The sequence below is a fragment of the Methylophilus sp. Leaf408 genome (assembly GCF_916856905.1).
Taxonomy (GTDB): domain Bacteria; phylum Pseudomonadota; class Gammaproteobacteria; order Burkholderiales; family Methylophilaceae; genus Methylophilus.
Map to the genome: position 1 here is coordinate 488,662 of NZ_CAKASK010000002.1, position 15,432 is coordinate 504,093.

General features: G+C 49.1%; 18 protein-coding genes. 6 read left to right on the plus strand and 12 right to left on the minus strand.

All coding sequences use genetic code 11. The annotated features are described in order from the left end of the window. Positions 1 to 4 precede the first annotated feature (4 nt). The 4 genes from LPA26_RS13260 (at position 5) to LPA26_RS13275 (ending at position 5,525) form a co-directional block, all read left to right on the plus strand. Positions 5 to 1,957, plus strand: coding sequence for a DUF4178 domain-containing protein (locus tag LPA26_RS13260; RefSeq protein ID WP_229008701.1), 1,953 nt, complete (start codon positions 5 to 7; stop codon positions 1,955 to 1,957). 174 nt (positions 1,958 to 2,131) lie between these two features. After that, positions 2,132 to 2,347 carry a DUF350 domain-containing protein gene (locus tag LPA26_RS13265; protein ID WP_229008702.1) on the plus strand — a complete coding sequence of 72 codons (216 nt, stop codon included), beginning with the start codon at positions 2,132 to 2,134 and terminating at the stop codon, positions 2,345 to 2,347. Next, the gene (locus tag LPA26_RS13270; RefSeq protein ID WP_229008703.1) at positions 2,340 to 3,908 is read left to right on the plus strand and encodes a polyamine aminopropyltransferase; all 1,569 of its coding nucleotides are present in this window, start codon (positions 2,340 to 2,342) and stop codon (positions 3,906 to 3,908) included. Before LPA26_RS13265 ends, LPA26_RS13270 begins: the two co-directional genes overlap by 8 nt. 3 nt (positions 3,909 to 3,911) lie before the next feature. Continuing rightward, positions 3,912 to 5,525 carry an FAD-dependent oxidoreductase gene (locus LPA26_RS13275; protein ID WP_229008704.1) on the plus strand — a complete coding sequence of 538 codons (1,614 nt, stop codon included), beginning with the start codon at positions 3,912 to 3,914 and terminating at the stop codon, positions 5,523 to 5,525. A gap of 36 nt (positions 5,526 to 5,561) precedes the next feature. Here the strand turns inward: LPA26_RS13275 and erpA are convergent, their stop codons facing one another. From erpA to rplM, 6 genes are all read right to left on the minus strand, one after another. Then, the gene (gene erpA / locus LPA26_RS13280; RefSeq protein WP_055828861.1) at positions 5,562 to 5,924 is read right to left on the minus strand and encodes an iron-sulfur cluster insertion protein ErpA; all 363 of its coding nucleotides are present in this window, start codon (positions 5,922 to 5,924) and stop codon (positions 5,562 to 5,564) included. A 52-nt stretch (positions 5,925 to 5,976) separates the two neighbouring features. After that, entirely contained in the window at positions 5,977 to 6,372 is a 396-nt protein-coding gene (locus LPA26_RS13285) for a polymer-forming cytoskeletal protein (RefSeq protein ID WP_055828864.1), read from the minus strand. Between the two features lie 79 nt (positions 6,373 to 6,451). Beyond that, on the minus strand, positions 6,452 to 6,751 hold the full coding sequence (locus tag LPA26_RS13290; RefSeq protein ID WP_229008705.1) for a hypothetical protein: 300 nt from the start codon (positions 6,749 to 6,751) through the stop codon (positions 6,452 to 6,454). A 62-nt stretch (positions 6,752 to 6,813) separates the two neighbouring features. Further along, complete coding sequence (gene argC / locus LPA26_RS13295) at positions 6,814 to 7,860, minus strand: N-acetyl-gamma-glutamyl-phosphate reductase (RefSeq protein WP_229008706.1); 1,047 nt, start codon at positions 7,858 to 7,860, stop codon at positions 6,814 to 6,816. Between the two features lie 105 nt (positions 7,861 to 7,965). Next, positions 7,966 to 8,358 carry a 30S ribosomal protein S9 gene (rpsI, locus tag LPA26_RS13300; RefSeq protein ID WP_055828869.1) on the minus strand — a complete coding sequence of 131 codons (393 nt, stop codon included), beginning with the start codon at positions 8,356 to 8,358 and terminating at the stop codon, positions 7,966 to 7,968. A 22-nt stretch (positions 8,359 to 8,380) separates the two neighbouring features. Further along, a complete protein-coding gene (gene rplM / locus LPA26_RS13305) occupies positions 8,381 to 8,809 on the minus strand; it encodes a 50S ribosomal protein L13 (RefSeq protein WP_055828872.1) in 429 nt (142 codons plus the stop codon). A gap of 297 nt (positions 8,810 to 9,106) precedes the next feature. Between rplM and LPA26_RS13310 the strand changes: the two genes are divergently transcribed. Next, positions 9,107 to 10,732 (plus strand): FimV family protein, encoded by a 1,626-nt coding sequence (locus tag LPA26_RS13310; protein WP_229008707.1) that lies wholly within the window; start codon positions 9,107 to 9,109, stop codon positions 10,730 to 10,732. Here the strand turns inward: LPA26_RS13310 and ubiA are convergent. The 6 genes from ubiA to thiS form a co-directional block, all read right to left on the minus strand. After that, positions 10,724 to 11,587, minus strand: coding sequence for a 4-hydroxybenzoate octaprenyltransferase (gene ubiA, locus LPA26_RS13315; protein WP_229008708.1), 864 nt, complete (start codon positions 11,585 to 11,587; stop codon positions 10,724 to 10,726). The genes LPA26_RS13310 and ubiA overlap by 9 nt on opposite strands. Further along, the gene (locus LPA26_RS13320) at positions 11,587 to 12,153 is read right to left on the minus strand and encodes a chorismate lyase (protein ID WP_229008709.1); all 567 of its coding nucleotides are present in this window, start codon (positions 12,151 to 12,153) and stop codon (positions 11,587 to 11,589) included. The genes ubiA and LPA26_RS13320 overlap by 1 nt, the downstream gene beginning before the upstream one ends. Before the next feature lie 5 nt (positions 12,154 to 12,158). Next, the gene (locus tag LPA26_RS13325) at positions 12,159 to 13,355 is read right to left on the minus strand and encodes a murein transglycosylase A (protein WP_370634383.1); all 1,197 of its coding nucleotides are present in this window, start codon (positions 13,353 to 13,355) and stop codon (positions 12,159 to 12,161) included. 119 nt (positions 13,356 to 13,474) lie between these two features. Then, positions 13,475 to 13,858, minus strand: coding sequence for a Co2+/Mg2+ efflux protein ApaG (apaG, locus tag LPA26_RS13330; RefSeq protein WP_229008711.1), 384 nt, complete (start codon positions 13,856 to 13,858; stop codon positions 13,475 to 13,477). A gap of 3 nt (positions 13,859 to 13,861) precedes the next feature. Beyond that, positions 13,862 to 14,644, minus strand: a complete 783-nt coding sequence (locus LPA26_RS13335) for a thiazole synthase (protein WP_055872176.1) — start codon at positions 14,642 to 14,644, stop codon at positions 13,862 to 13,864. A 74-nt stretch (positions 14,645 to 14,718) separates the two neighbouring features. Beyond that, positions 14,719 to 14,922 carry a sulfur carrier protein ThiS gene (thiS, locus tag LPA26_RS13340; protein WP_229008712.1) on the minus strand — a complete coding sequence of 68 codons (204 nt, stop codon included), beginning with the start codon at positions 14,920 to 14,922 and terminating at the stop codon, positions 14,719 to 14,721. 314 nt (positions 14,923 to 15,236) lie between these two features. Here thiS and LPA26_RS13345 point away from each other — a divergent pair, with 314 nt between their 5' ends. Further along, a complete protein-coding gene (locus tag LPA26_RS13345; protein WP_055828884.1) occupies positions 15,237 to 15,422 on the plus strand; it encodes a hypothetical protein in 186 nt (61 codons plus the stop codon). Positions 15,423 to 15,432 lie beyond the last annotated feature (10 nt).

Sequence of the window (15,432 nt, forward strand, 5' to 3'; positions counted from 1 at the left end):
ACCCGTGTTACGTTATAGTCAGTGCCCTTCTTGTGGCGCCAGAGTTCAGTTTCGGGCCAGCAGCACCTTGCTCATGGTGTGCGAATATTGCCAGAGCACCTTGCTCAGAAGCGATGTCAACCTGGAAAACCTGGGGAAAATGGCAGAGTTGCTGCCTGACCACAGCCTGTTGCAGATAGGCAGTAGCGGCCTGTACTCCGGGGATGGGTTTTCTGTCATTGGCCGCATGCAGTTTGAGCATAGTAGCGGCGTCTGGAACAGCTGGCATTTGCTATTCGACACCGGCAAGACCGGCTGGCTATCAGAAGCCTCAGGCACTTATACCTTAAGTTTTGAGGTGCTTGACGGCATACCAGACTTGCCGCTGGAGCGCTGCGTCCCCGACCTCAGCGTGCCGATACAGGGCCAGCGCATGTCAATCATCCGCATTGAGGAGGCGCAATGCATTGCCGGACAAGGCGAGCTCTCTACTGCAGTCCCCGTAGGCAAAACCATACACTTTGTAGAACTGGCGGCAGCGCAACATTACGCCTCACTTGAATATCAGGCAGGCAAAGCCGCTCTTTATCTTGGGCAGGCAGTTGCACTGGAGACCTTGCACCTGCAAAACCTGCGCGACATAGAACAAATGGCGGTGAGGGTTACCAGCCGTCAGCTGGACTGTCCGTCGTGTGCCGGCAGCCTGCCCAACAGACTGGAGCGCGCGCTTACCATCACCTGCCCGCATTGCGCGACGATTCTGGACGCGCGCAATGAAAGAATCGCCGTTCTGATCAAGCAGAAGAAAAAGCTGGATCAATTGCATCATCTGACTATACCGCTGGGAAGTACAGGCCGTTTTGAAAAAGCTGATTTTACGGTGATCGGCTATCTGCAACGGTCTTCTACCTGGGAGGGCCTGACCTATTACTGGGAAGAGTTCCTGTTACATCACCCAGGCTACGGCTTTCGCTGGCTGGTGTGCAGCCAGGGACACTGGAACCTGCTCAAGCCCCTGGTCGCAGCACCAGTATTAAGTAAAGATTATTCACAGGGCACGCTGGCAACACTGGAAAAGCACCGCTACCGGCATTTTGCCAAATACAATGCCAAAATAGACCTGGTTGCCGGAGAGTTTTACTGGCTGGTCAAAGCCGGCGATAAAGCCTCTCTGGAAGACTACATTGCACCGCCTTATCTGCTCAGTAAAGAAACACAGGGCAAGGAGATCCAGTGGAGTCAGGGAGAGTATCTGACGCCAGAGCAAGTCAATACAGCCTTTGGAGAGCATCTGCAGCTGATGCAGCCGCAAGGCGTATTCGCCAATCAGCCTTGCCCCTACACGCAATCGGTGTCTGCCTGGGTAAGCAACACTTTGCTGTTCATGCTGCTCGCCATCGCTTTGCACAGCTGGTTTGTGATGCAATCACGCGAAGAATTGGTATTCAACAGCATCATGCAAGTTAACGCTGTCGACAGTAGCGACTGGTCAAATTACCGCACCCTCAACCCTGAAACCGCCTCACTAGAAAGCGAGCCTTTTGAGATACACACGCAGCATGGCAATGTCGTGATCAAGATAGATGGCGCCCTGAGTAATAGCTGGTTATTTTCCAGCCTGACACTGGTTAACCTGCAAAATGGGCTCACTTACAGCAGCAGCCGTGAGATCAGTGACTATTCAGGCTATGATGGCGGCGAGTACTGGCGGGAAAACGATAGCCGGGCCGAAGTGATTTTCAGCGCTGTTCCTGCCGGTCGCTATCAATTGCAAGTCGAAACCGAAAGTGAACGCAGCTACAGCATGAGCTCCGCAATTAAATCGCAGCAGATTAGGGTGATAAGCAACGTGCCTTTGTGGCGTAACTTCTGGTTCTTGCTGGCATTTCTCTGTATAGGCCCGGCAATTTTTTATTATCACAATTCCAATTTTGAACAACGACGCTGGGCGTTGAGTGATCACCCGCTGAATACTTGATGGATATAGCACACCATGTGGCTCAGACTTTACCAATTGACAGCAATTCTGGCGCTTGCCTACTTCTGCAAGCTGCAATATGACGGCGCGCCCTTCTGGCAAAGTGATGATGCAGTGCATGTCAACAGAGGCGGCTCGCATGAGTCAAATCATAAATAAACGAAAGGAAGCATAATGGATAGTCTCTTAATTACCAATCTGCAAAACTCAGTCATTTTTTCACTATTAGGCATCGTGATTTTCTGGTTGGGATTTATCATTATCGACAAAATCACACCCTATCAGCTGTGGCGTGAAATCATTGAAAAAAACAACCTTTCGCTGGCAGTGGTCGTAGCTGCCATGTGTATCGGTCTTGCGATGATTATTTCAGCGGCCATACATGGCTAGTACTTCGTCATCGACTGATAGCATCAGGCCGGTGCATGACAAAGTCTTGCGGCAGGTCCTGTTTGCTTCAGTTTTTATTATTGCTTCATGCGGTTTAGTATATGAGCTGGTCGCAGGCACCGTTTCAAGCTACCTGCTAGGTGATTCGGTCACCCAGTTTTCGACGGTGATTGGCGTGTACCTGTTTGCCATGGGTGCGGGTTCATGGGCCTCCAAATATATCAATCAGGACCTGGTCAGACGCTTTATAGAACTGGAGTTGCTGGTTGGGCTTATAGGCGGATTTTCCGCAGTTATCCTGTTCCTGGCTTTTTCACAGATCGGTTACAACGGTGGCCTGGCATTCCATGCCATACTTTACCTGCTGGTGTTTGTCATTGGCATGCTGGTCGGGCTGGAGATCCCGTTGGTCATGCGCATCCTGGAGCAATCGCTGACCCTGAAAGAGCTGGTATCCAAAGTACTGACCTTTGATTACTTGGGCGCATTGGCGGTCTCGCTGGCTTTTCCTTTGCTGCTGATTCCTCATTTAGGCCTGATGCGTACCAGCCTGGTTTTTGGCCTGCTCAACATTTTAGTGTCATTTTGGGCCATGCATCTGTTCAGTGCACAACTGCGGCAACGACGGGCTTTGCTGGTTTCCGCTTCTTTTGCCAGCCTGAGTCTGCTTGCCGGATTAGTCTTCGCCGAACAATTGACGCGCTATAGTGAAGAAATGCTGTTTGAGGACCGTATCGTGTTCTCCAAATCCACACGTTACCAACGCATGGTACTGACACAATGGCATGACGACACTCGCTTATTTTTGAATGGCAATTTGCAGTTTTCATCACGCGACGAGTACCGTTATCACGAAGCCTTGATTCATCCTGCCCTGAGTGCGATCGCACATCCGCGCAAGGTATTGGTACTGGGTGGAGGAGACGGTCTGGCCTTAAGAGAAATATTAAAATACTCCTCTATTGAACAGGTGACACTGGTTGATTTAGACCGTGAAATGACGGATATTTTCAAGAGCAACATTCGTTTAAGCCAGCTCAACGCTCATGCTTTTGATTCGTCCAAAGTACAGGTGGTCACCGCAGATGCGTTTGTCTGGCTAGACCAGCAGCAAGCGTTTTATGATTTTATCGTGGTGGACTTTCCTGACCCGACCAATTTTGCGCTGGGCAAGCTATATACCACCAGTTTTTACCAACTGATTGCGGCCCATTTGTCACAGCATGGTTTGGCTGTGATCCAGTCGACTTCCCCCCTGTATGCCCGTCAGTCGTACTGGTGCATAGTCAATACCATTGCCAGCTCCGGTTTGCACACCTACCCTTATCACGCACTGGTGCCCTCTTTCGGTGAATGGGGGTATGTGATCGCCAGCCACCTTGCTTATCAGCCACCGGCCAGCATCGCAGTGAGCGGACTTAGATTCATACAGGCAAACACCATGCCCAGCCTGTTCTATTTCCCGCCTGATATGCAGGCAGTGCCGGCCGAGGTCAATCGTCTGAACAACCAGAAACTGGTGCATTACTACGAGCGCGAATGGAATCACCAGGGCCCATGAAGCATGGATAGACGTACCTTCTTGCTGAGCATGGCCGCCAGCCCTTTATTGATGCACTGTCAGCGTAGCACAGGCATCACCTACAGCGGCGATCTACTGGGGCCTGATCATGTCGCTGGCCATGCTTTGGTCAAAGGCGATTTTCCAGTTTTTACGCAAACCAAACGCAGCAAGGTGGTAATAGTCGGTGGCGGCATCAGCGGTTTATCCGCTGCATGGCACTTGCAATCACAAGGCATGCATGACTTTACGTTACTGGAACTGGAGGCCGCAGTCGGTGGTAACGCCCGTAGCGGCCGCAACAGCATCAGCCCTTATCCATGGGGGGCACATTATCTGCCGGTGCCTAACCATGAAAACCTGTTACTCAAACAGTTACTGGCAGAAACCGGCGTCATTGTCAGTGGCTATGACAGTGAGCGGCCGCAGTACCATGAGCGTTATCTGTGTTATGCGCCACAGGAAAGGCTATACATTCACGGCCAGTGGCAGGAAGGTTTGCGGCCGACTCACGGTCTGACAAAGCAAGAACATGCTGATATAAACGCGTTTGAACAGCAGATGCAGTATTTCAGGCAAGCGCGCGGTAAAGATGGCAAGCCAGCCTTTGCTATTCCGCTAAACAGCTCTTCCACCGATTCTGAATTCCAGGCACTCGATAAAATCAACATGTCTGACTATCTGCTTGAGCAGGGCTGGCATAGCAAGCCCCTGCACTGGTATGTCAATTATGCCTGCCGAGATGATTACGGTGTCCCCGCCGGGCAGATCTCCGCCTGGGCTGGCATCCATTACTTTGCCTCGCGCCGCGGGCAGGCTGCCAATGCTGAAACGGATCAGGTACTGACGTGGCCGCAAGGCAACGCGTGGCTGGCCGGCCAGCTGGCGAGCAAACAACAAGCACATACACACACACGGCAGCTGGCCCATTCCATCACATTGGAAAAGCATGGGGTGACACTGGATGTGCTGGATCTAAACACGCAGCAGACAACGCGTTGGCTGACTGACCAGGTCATTTATGCTTCACCTGCCCACACGCTGCCTTACGTACTGCGCAACGCCGCTGATATTGCACAGGCAGCCCGTAGTATCCAGCATGCGCCATGGCTTGTAGCAAACATCAGCCTGAACAATGCAGATATATTAAACGCCAACCTGCCAACAGCCTGGGACAATGTGCTGTATGACAGTGCAGGGTTAGGATATGTGGTGGCCAACCACCAAAACCTGCAGCAACACCCAGCACAATCTGTCATCACCTATTATCATGCGGTTACACTAAGAGATAGCAGCAGCGCTCGTAAACAATTGTATACACAAACATGGCAAGCGCTTAGCAAGCAGGTGACACAGGATTTACAGCACGCCCATCCGCACATTGCACAGGCAATCACCCATATGGACATCTGGCGCTGGGGACATGCCATGACTTCTCCACGTCCTGGTTTCCTATCGGACAACCAACGCCTGCGGCTTAATAATCAGACGCGCTATCCACGTTTGCATATTGCGCACACTGATGCTGCAGGCATTTCAATCTTTGAAGAAGCTTTTGCACAAGGAGTGGAGGCTGCGACACGATGTCTGTCTACATCGCAGCGTTTATCAAAATAAAAAGCCGGGCATGCCCGGCTTTTTATAAATCTCTGATTAGACTGAGAAAGAACTACCACAACCACACGTCGTCGTGGCATTCGGGTTACGAATCACAAACTGGGACCCTTGCAGGCTATCCGTATAATCAATTTCCGCCCCTGCCAGATACTGCAGGCTCATCGGGTCAATCAATAAAGTGACGCCATCTTTATCCACTTGCGTGTCGTCGTCATTCACCTCTTCTTCAAAGGTAAAGCCGTATTGAAAGCCGGAGCAGCCACCACCGCTTACAAATACGCGTAACTTGAGGTCGGGCGTGCCTTCCTCATCAATCAGTTCTTTCACCTTTTTGGCGGCATTATCGGTAAATACCAATGGGGTTGGCATTTCAATATCAATCATAGCTTCTGCGGTCATCATAGACTCCTGTCAAACTCTCAAACTCAATATGGCGGCGAAATTAAATATTTCAAGTTAATTCTGGTACAGCCACTTCGGGTGGTTGTTCTCCGAGGTAAATCAACTTGCCTTCAATCACTGCGCCGGTATGCATTTCCAATGACTTGTAGTACAAATCACCCACAATCCGTGCCTTGCTTTGCAATTCTATAAATACCGAGGATTTCACCGGCCCGCGGATAATCCCGTTCAACACAATCTTCGATGCTTCTACTGCCCCTGTAATCGCGCCATTCTCACTGATAATGAGCGTGCTCGGGTGCTCTCGTTTTTCAATCAGGTTTCCGGCTATCTGGCCATCTACCCGCAAGCCGCCAGCGAAGTGCATATTGCCTTGAATCTGTGTTTCGTGGCCGACTAGTGTATCAATATGGCTGTCGATATGAACGCTTTTTTTGAAAAACATGGCATTTCCTGTTCCGAATCAATTATTCTGAATGCGTGCTTGTTTCTAGAACCGATACAAGCAAATATTATGCACACACTTAACGCTTGGTAATTTTCTTGTAAAACACCAGTTCTTCTTTCAGTTTGATGTTTTCATCTTGCTGGGCCGTGAGCGTTTTTGCTAGATTATTGCTGGTAGCCAGTTCCACCTGTAACTCACGTTGCGAAGCAATTAATTTTTTCTGAAACTCAATATTTTCTGAAGTCACCTGACGCAGGCGTTCGCGGACATACTGACTATTATCATCATGCAGTGCCCAGTAAGCCAGTGCGAAACCAAGCAACAAGTTGATGACAGCCAGTGTACCCTGAAAATACCAAGGCCTGTGTGAACGCACTGCGACTTGCTTGGCTGTTAATCCAAAATGGTTCCTGAGTCTTCTACGTATGGGTCTTATCATTATGGCAATAATGGCAACACTTGCAAACCTGTATCTGACGCCAATCCAAACATGATGTTCATATTCTGAACTGCCTGGCCTGAAGCGCCTTTCACCAAATTATCTTGCACGACAATGATCGTCACATAATCATTTGCCTGTGGATATAAAGCCACCCGCAAAAAATTAGAGCCGCGCACTGAACGTGTTTCAGGCAAAGCACCTGCAGGCATGATATCCACAAAATAATCATCCTGGTAATGCTGCTCATACACTGCTTGCAATGCATGCTTGGCGCCTTCTGCATTCAGCTTCACATGCAGGGTCGTCAACATACCGCGAATCATCGGGATCAGATGTGGTACAAAGATTAGGTTGACCGCATCATTGCCCGAGAGTTTCTTCAATTGCGCCAGAATTTCCGGGTGATGCCTATGCCCGGCCACACCGTAGGCTTTGAGGTTATCACTGGCTTCGGAGAATAAAGTGCTGACTTCGGCTTTTCTGCCCGCACCTGATACCCCAGATTTGGCATCTGCAATAATTGGTGCAGAAAAATCAATCCAGCCATTTTGCAGTAATGGGGACAGACCCAACAAAACCGTAGTTGGATAACAGCCTGGATTACCGATGACTTGCGCGTGTGCAACTTCATCTGCATATAACTCCGGCAGACCGTACACCGATTGTTCCAATATATCGGTACAGCTATGCGGCAGTTTGTACCATTTTTCAAACTCTGCTGCATCCTGCAGGCGGAAGTCCGCCGCCAGATCAATAACCTTCACACCTGCCGCGACTAACGCTGGTGCCTGGCTCATTGCCACTCCATGCGGGGTAGCAAAAAATACGACATCGCATTGGCTTAAATCAATGGTAGTGGGATCGCTAAAGGTTAAATCAACCACACCCCGCAAGCTTGGAAACATATCAGCCACCGGCAAGCCAGCTTCACCACGGGATGTAATGACCTGCAATTGCACTTGCGGATGCCGTGCCAGCAAACGCAATAATTCAACACCTGTATATCCGGTGCCACCGACAATGCCGACTTTAATCTTTTCCATAGACTTCAACCAAACTTGCGATTCATGCAGAGAAAAATAAAACAATAAATGAAAAAGGCCGCCAACGCGACCTTTTTGCACAACTCTCTTGTAACAAACGTGAAATTAACGTTTGGAGAACTGCTTCCGGCGACGTGCTTTGCGCAGGCCGACTTTTTTACGTTCAACTTCGCGAGCATCACGGGTAACGAAACCAGCGTGAGACAAAGCGCTCTTCAACGCTGTATCGTAGTCGATCAATGCGCGAGTAATGCCATGACGCACAGCACCAGCTTGACCGGACTCACCACCACCGTGCACATTGACCAAAATGTCAAATGTCGCTGTGTTATTTGTTAATTCCAGTGGTTGACGCAGAATCATGCGAGATGTTTCGCGTGAGAAATAAACGTCAACTGGCTTGTCGTTCACTACGATGTTGCCACTACCGGACTTAATGAACACACGTGCCACTGAGCTTTTGCGGCGGCCTGTGCCATAGTTGTATTTACCGATCATGCTTTATCCTAATCGTCTGTATTTAGATAGTTAATGTTTGCGGTTGCTGAGCAATGTGCTCGTGCTTGTCACCGGCATACACTTTCATTTTCTTGATCATGGCATAGCCCAAAGGACCTTTTGGTAACATGCCTTTTACTGCTTTTTCCAACGCACGACCTGGGAAACGGTCTTGCATTTTAGAGAATGTAGTGGTTGTGATACCACCTGGGTAACCGGAGTGGCGGTGATACAATTTACCGCCAGCCTTGTTGCCGGTCACTTTAATTTTGTCTGCATTGACGACAACGATATAGTCACCGGTGTCTACGTGCGGTGTGTAAATAGCTTTATGCTTACCACGCAGGCGGTGAGCAATAGCACTGGCCAAACGACCCAAGACTAAATCTGTGGCGTCGATCACGAACCAATCACGTTGTACTTCATGCGATTTTGCTGAAAATGTTTTCATTTTATAACTACCGAGTTATAGCGTGTAAATTAAGAGGGCGGATTATAAGCCAGCTTGAGAAAGCTTGTCAACGAATTAATCCGAAAAAGAATTGACGGTTACGCCGGATCGCATCTTTCACGCGTGTATTTGACCAACATTGTTTTTTCTCGTGTCAATTATGCAAATTAACGGAAAATAAACCTAGTTTATGATCAATTCCCCTTGATATCTAGGGGTTTTATACGGTCAAGTGTTATATTAGGCCATTCATTGTGTTTCCAAGCAAGCTTCAATTTAAAAATAAACATTTGCATCATGCTTTTTTGCAACACGCATACACAAAGCAGACGCTTCGCAGCTTTTCACCGGTTGCGACTTATCTCTTTATTTTTTCTCGGTTTGGCGTCCGTTTCAAATGCCGCCGAGTTAAATACACTCAGCATCGAATCTGGGTTGAATGAACCGTTTCTCGCGCAATTCAGAATATATAACGCACAATCGAGTACAGACCTAAGCTGCTTCACCCTGCAACAACCACCTTCACCTGACCCTATCCAACTCGAATACACCACCTTGAGCAATCAGCAAGGTAGCATCATGTTGTGGTCAAACAGCCCGATTTCCGCACCACTAAAACTTACCCTTATTGATCACTGCCAGCATAGCAGCCAAACTTTAAGTATCCAGGCCGATAATACTGTCACTGTTTCACCGCCAGTTTCCACCAATAAAGTGACCACTGAGACTATACCTTTGCAACCTGCAACAGCAGAAACCATTGCTGACACACCTTCTGTGCAGACTGAGATAATTTCACCGCCGACCATGATATCTCCGGATGTTCCACTAGATACTTACAATGCATTGCAGCAACAAATTAACGCACTTCAAGTCGACTTTAAACAATTACAGAAAAAATCCGACACGCTTTATGCCAGCAATCTTGCTCAAGCAAATATATTAATGACATTAAAAAGCCAGCTAACCCAACTGCAAAATGAAAATCACTTGTTGCGTACGCTGGTATTGACACTGAGCCTGGCATTAATCGTCAGCGGCTATTTCTTCGCCGATTGGCTGCGTCGATATGCAGCGATCCCTAAAACATCCAAAGTGCGCGAGAAAACTAAAGACAAAACTAGCAATCCTGCACAGCCTGGCCACAGTCAACCTGCAGATATATCTGCCAGAACTCAGCAGGCGGCACCTCATACACAATCTCCTTATCAGCCAACAAACCAGTCGACGAACAGACTGCAATCTGTTCCGCTACATGCGAATGATGATGCGGTGTCACCGGCTAGCACACCGCAGAGAATCAGTTCTCAGCAGAATACTAATGCAGTGATGCAGGACGCTTCCCGGCTATTTACCCATGGCCGCGCTAATCAGGCGATTGAGCATTTGCAGCAGCACCTGGCGCGCCACCCTAAATGTTCACCGTGGATGTGGCTTTATCTACTCGATTTATTATCCAAAGAGGATAAGCAACAAGAGTTTGATATTGTGGCCGCGGACTGCAGGAAACATTTCAACCTTAGCGTGGAGCGCAGTCCCGACCTTAAACAGCAGGGAATAGAATCCTATCCTCGCATCATGAAAGCTTTGCAACAGACCTGGGGTACGCCACAGGTGATTTCGCTGATTGACGACCTGGTATACAACACGCGCCTGGTACCGCGCATGGGATTTGAACGCAGTGTGTTTGAAGAGTTGATGATGCTTAAAGAAGTGGCTTGCCAGACCCAGAATCTGCCTACGGTACAGCCAACGGTCAAGACCACTGCGGATGCAGAATCGATGAGTGATAATTTGCGTGAATTGCAAAAACTCTCAGGTGATATTTATGTACTGGCACCAGTCGACCAAACGCCATTCCAGTACTGGACCGATTTCACCTTCGAGCTGGATGAGCCTTCAACGGCACGCAAATCAGCCTAACCAGTAAGCCCCTGCAAACCCTGCGGTTAAGGCAGCGCCTATCCAGACATTATCCAGAAAAGCCTTAAAACACTGTTGTGGATCGCGCTTGCTGATGAGCTTGTATTGTCGCGCAATCAATACACTCGCCAACAACCAGCCCAGCCAGAAGGACCATGCGAAACCCGCATATATCGCAACAGCTGCCAGGATCAGCATCATGACAGTAAAACAGCCCATGATTGCAATCACATCAAAGCGCCCGAAGGTAATGGCTGACGAGCGTATACCAATCTTAAGATCATCTGCACGGTCTACCATGGCATAAGCCGTATCATAGGCAATGGACCAGAACATATTGGCCAGCAATAACCACCATGCCACCGCTGGCACCTGCCCTTGCAAAGCAACAAATGTCATCGGAATACCGAAGCCAAATGCCAGCCCGAGATAAGCCTGCGGTATGGCCAGGAAACGTTTGGTATAGGGATAACTGATGGCAAGAAATAATGCGGGCACCGACCATGCCACTACTTTCCAGCCCAGGGTGCAGACTAGCGCAAAAGCAATCAGTGCCAGGATGACGGCCACCAGATAAGCTTCTTTGACAGAAATTTCGCCGGTTGCCAATGGCCTTGCCTGCGTACGTGCTACTGCACCGTCCCAATGCCGGTCCGCAATATCATTGAGTGCGCAACCCGCCGAGCGCATAAGGATAGTGCCTAAAACAAAGACAGCCACTAAATGCAAATCAGGTTGCCCTTGTCCGGCAATCAGCAAACCCCATAAAGTTGGCCACATCAATAACCAGATACCAATGGGTTTATCCAGCCGTGTCAGGCGATAGTAAGCATTCCATTTGGCAAACGACAACATTATTCTTTTAATCCATTATCGGTATTCGTTAACAGGCTTGGCAGAAAAACTTCAGTGACCAGTAAGTGATGGCGTTGCAGGCAAAATAATGAACGGCGCGCCCATAATGGGTGGTTTGTCTTGAGCGTTAATTTTTTTGACACTGCTTTGTAAAGAGCGTGCGCAGGAGTGAGTTTTCTAAAATGCAAAGCGCCACGCTTAACTTTAGGATTAGCAAACAAAGCGGCCCCCAATGGTAACCTTCCCATTTTGCGCAGGCCATACCATGAACCTCGCAAATCTTTGCGCGCAATCACGCTATGTGCAAACACGCGTGGTTGCCCGCCGCCCATCAGCCATACTTCGCGCACCCATGTTTGGGTATCGGCTGGTAATCGCAATAGTTGTCGCTCATCGACATGCGGCTTGCCCCATGCTTCATGGTAAGGCTGCACAGAAAAATCCGCATACTTCTCTTTTAACTTGGCAGTCAATGAACCGCGCTCTTGCAACCATGGACGCAAGGCGCTCCTGATTATCAACTTAGCGTGCCAGCGGGCGTCATTGCGATAATGAACGCGTTGCATCTAGGTCACTGTTGGGGCAGTTTAAAGGTTTTAGGCAACCACACCCACAATTGCCCTTGCTGCCGCATCGCGCCTGCCAGTTTACCGGCAGCTTCGCCGTCACCCCAATAAATATCGGCACGCACACCACCTTTGATGGCACCGCCTGTATCTTGCGCCACCATTAGTTGTTGCAGCAGAGCATCCGAATTCGGGTAAGGGTAAGTCGTTGCCATGTATACAGGGGCACCCAATGGAATATAAAACGGGTCTACCGCAATACTGCGGGCAGGTGTTAATGGCACGCCGAGCGCACCGAGCGGGCCTGATAAGCCTGTAGGTAATAATTTAAAAAATACATAACTGGGGTTGGCATTTAGCAAGCCCTGCAATTGATCCGGATGCTGTTGCCCCCAGGTTTTAATGCCTTGCATGGAGGCTTCGCTGGCAGTGAGCTCGCCGCGCTCGACCAGCACTTTACCGATAGACTGGTAAGGATGTCCGTTTTGGTCGGCATAACCAACAGGGATACGCTCGCCACTTTCCAGCTCGACAATGCCTGAACCTTGCACCTGCAGGAAGAATGCTTCCACAGCGTCATTCACCCACAACAATTCATTGCCCAGCAATGGCGACTGTTGCTGCTCAATTTGGGTACGGGTGTAATAAGGCACCAGTGTTTGCCCCTGTACACGACCACGCACGCGCTTGTATTTAAGGTCAGGGAATAAATTCGAAAGATTGACCGTAATCAGGTCTGTGGGCACTTTATACAATGGAACAGGATAACGCTCACTGGCTGCTCTAGCGCCTTTTAATACCGGCTGGTAATACCCAGTAATCAGCCCCTGCTGGGTGCCTTCGACTTGCTGTGTAGCATAGACATTGAAATACTGCTGCCAGTAAGCCTTGATCGCATTGGCATCATCACTTTTGACGGTCGGTGCCGCAGCGCATACGGCTTGCCAATCAGATTTTTTCCTTAATCCCTGGCAGCTTTGCAACCATGCTGCCCAACTGGTAACCCAGTTCTCGTTATCCACGCCTGGCATCTCTGTCCAGCTCGCTGGCGTTAATAATGCATAAGGTGAAGTTGGCACCGGACGGCTGCTTTGTGTGGCTAGGTCAGGCTTTTCAGCCGTCGTAGTCACCGATGGTTTGGATGCAGATTTTTTGGGAGGGATAGGCGCAGCCGATTGGCAACCAGCCAGCCCAAAGGCCATCAAAACAGATATCAACAACAGGCCTGATTTACTTGCGCTGATTTTTCTTGCTAAAAACACATCAATTAATTTCACTTGAATCTTTTCATGACTAGCTCACGCATGTATGAGCGTCAGCCTTAATGTAAACCTGCCGCCTGATGCAGCCAGAAAGTCGGGATATCCACTTCAAACCAGTGACCATCAATCGCCACCATCTGGTAAGTACCGTACATTTCGCCACTCGGCGTATTAAACATCACGCTGCTGGTATATTTGTATTCAGCATCAGGTGCCAGCAATGGCTGCTCGCCAATCACGCCCAGGCCTTTGACTTCGCGCACCTGCTGCATGGCATCGGTGATCACCCAGTGTCTGCTGATCAGTTGCGCCGGTGTTTTTCCGGTATTCCGGATAGTGACGGTATATGCATAAACATATTGCCCGGCTTCAGGGGACGATTGATCGTGCAGATACTCGGTGATGACCGAAACCTCGCATGCATATAATTCGTTATCTTCCACGGTTTACCCAATCATGCCGGTAGTAGGTGAACTTGGGCTGGCGGAATACAGCTTTTTCGCCATACGCCCAGCCAGGAATGATTCGCGCCCGGCTTCCACTGCCTTTTTCATGGCACCGGCCATCAGCACCGGGTCTCGCGCAGCGGCAATTGCGGTATTCATCAGCACCCCGGCACAACCTAATTCCATAGCTATCGCGGCATCAGAGGCACAGCCTACGCCAGCATCCACCAGCACAGGAATCTTGGCGTTTTCAATGATGATCTGCAGGTTCCATGGATTCAAAATCCCCATCCCGGAACCAATCAGTGACGCCAGCGGCATCACTGCAACACAGCCGATGTCTTCAAGCTGTTTGGCAATAATCGGATCATCCGAGGTGTACACCATGACTTCAAATCCTTCTTTCACCAATACTTTGGCAGCTGCAATCGTTTCTGTTACGTTAGGATATAAAGTATTCGGGTCACCGAGCACTTCAAGCTTGACCAGGCGGTGATCGTCCAGCAGCTCACGCGCCAGGCGCAACGTACGCACCGCGTCATCAGCACTATAACAGCCTGCCGTGTTCGGCAGATAAGTAAATTCGGTAGGCGGCAGATAATCCAGCAACGAAGGCTCATTGGCATTCTGGCCGATATTAGTGCGACGGATGGCAACAGTCACAATTTCGGTACCGCTGGCATCAATCGCCGCGCGGGTTTCCGCAAAGTCTTTATATTTACCAGTCCCTACCAGCAGGCGGGATTCATAACTTTTACCGGCAATTACCAGTGCATCACTCATGTATTTATTCTCAAAAAAATCTTGTTTCTGTAACAGGGATAGGATTAGCAAATGCTATTTTGGTTGCAGATGATTCAACCGCCGCCAACCGCGCCAACAATCTCCAGCCTGTCGTCCCCTTGCAGTTGCACCTCAGGGAACTGGCTGCGCGGCACAATATCACCGTTACGTTCGATGGCAATGCGCTTGCCAACCAATTGCATATGTTCAACCAGTGCCAGCACTGTCATCGCCTCCGATGGCAATTGCATGGCTTTACCATTGACAAGAATTTGCATCCCACTCTTCATTTTGTATTTATCCAGCCGTTATTTTACGAAATATTGACGCATTTGGCTTTTAGTTTTTAAGCGCTGTTTTAGGTTGTCATCCAATGGTCATGGCTGTGCGTTAAACTAAGCAAACATGGCATCATGTTTGCTTTGATGTTGTAGCGGCGCAAATACAGCATCGCAATTGGACCAAATTGGGCACTTTAACGTTTAACCCTTTGCTCAATCAGGAACTTTTTGTTAATTTTGTCGCCACAGACACGACGAACAAAATTCGTTATGTCGTAATGGAAATATTGAATCCCAAAAGGAAAATTGAAATGCAAATTGTAGAGTCTTACCAACAAGCTTCGTCTATTCATTTTTTAACGGACGAAATTTATTCACCAGGCTTAAATACTGCTGCTGATGTGAGTGCTTCAAAAGCTTCGCTTAAAGCTCAGGAACATAAAAAAGCCATTCTCGAGTTACATCGTTTTCTGGAATCCAGTTGCGATTGCGTTTAAAGCTTTAACA

Coding starts and splice junctions, on each gene's coding strand:
- LPA26_RS13265 (WP_229008702.1), top strand. CDS start 2,132: ATGGATAGTCTCTTAATTACCAATCTGCAAAACTCAGTCATTTTTTCA.
- LPA26_RS13270 (WP_229008703.1), top strand. CDS start 2,340: ATGGCTAGTACTTCGTCATCGACTGATAGCATCAGGCCGGTGCATGAC.
- LPA26_RS13275 (WP_229008704.1), top strand. CDS start 3,912: ATGGATAGACGTACCTTCTTGCTGAGCATGGCCGCCAGCCCTTTATTG.
- erpA (WP_055828861.1), bottom strand. CDS start 5,924: ATGACCGCAGAAGCTATGATTGATATTGAAATGCCAACCCCATTGGTA.
- LPA26_RS13285 (WP_055828864.1), bottom strand. CDS start 6,372: ATGTTTTTCAAAAAAAGCGTTCATATCGACAGCCATATTGATACACTA.
- argC (WP_229008706.1), bottom strand. CDS start 7,860: ATGGAAAAGATTAAAGTCGGCATTGTCGGTGGCACCGGATATACAGGT.
- rpsI (WP_055828869.1), bottom strand. CDS start 8,358: ATGATCGGTAAATACAACTATGGCACAGGCCGCCGCAAAAGCTCAGTG.
- rplM (WP_055828872.1), bottom strand. CDS start 8,809: ATGAAAACATTTTCAGCAAAATCGCATGAAGTACAACGTGATTGGTTC.
- LPA26_RS13310 (WP_229008707.1), top strand. CDS start 9,107: ATGCTTTTTTGCAACACGCATACACAAAGCAGACGCTTCGCAGCTTTT.
- ubiA (WP_229008708.1), bottom strand. CDS start 11,587: ATGTTGTCGTTTGCCAAATGGAATGCTTACTATCGCCTGACACGGCTG.
- LPA26_RS13320 (WP_229008709.1), bottom strand. CDS start 12,153: ATGCAACGCGTTCATTATCGCAATGACGCCCGCTGGCACGCTAAGTTG.
- LPA26_RS13325 (WP_370634383.1), bottom strand. CDS start 13,355: ATGGCCTTTGGGCTGGCTGGTTGCCAATCGGCTGCGCCTATCCCTCCC.
- LPA26_RS13335 (WP_055872176.1), bottom strand. CDS start 14,644: ATGAGTGATGCACTGGTAATTGCCGGTAAAAGTTATGAATCCCGCCTG.
- thiS (WP_229008712.1), bottom strand. CDS start 14,922: ATGCAAATTCTTGTCAATGGTAAAGCCATGCAATTGCCATCGGAGGCG.
- LPA26_RS13345 (WP_055828884.1), top strand. CDS start 15,237: ATGCAAATTGTAGAGTCTTACCAACAAGCTTCGTCTATTCATTTTTTA.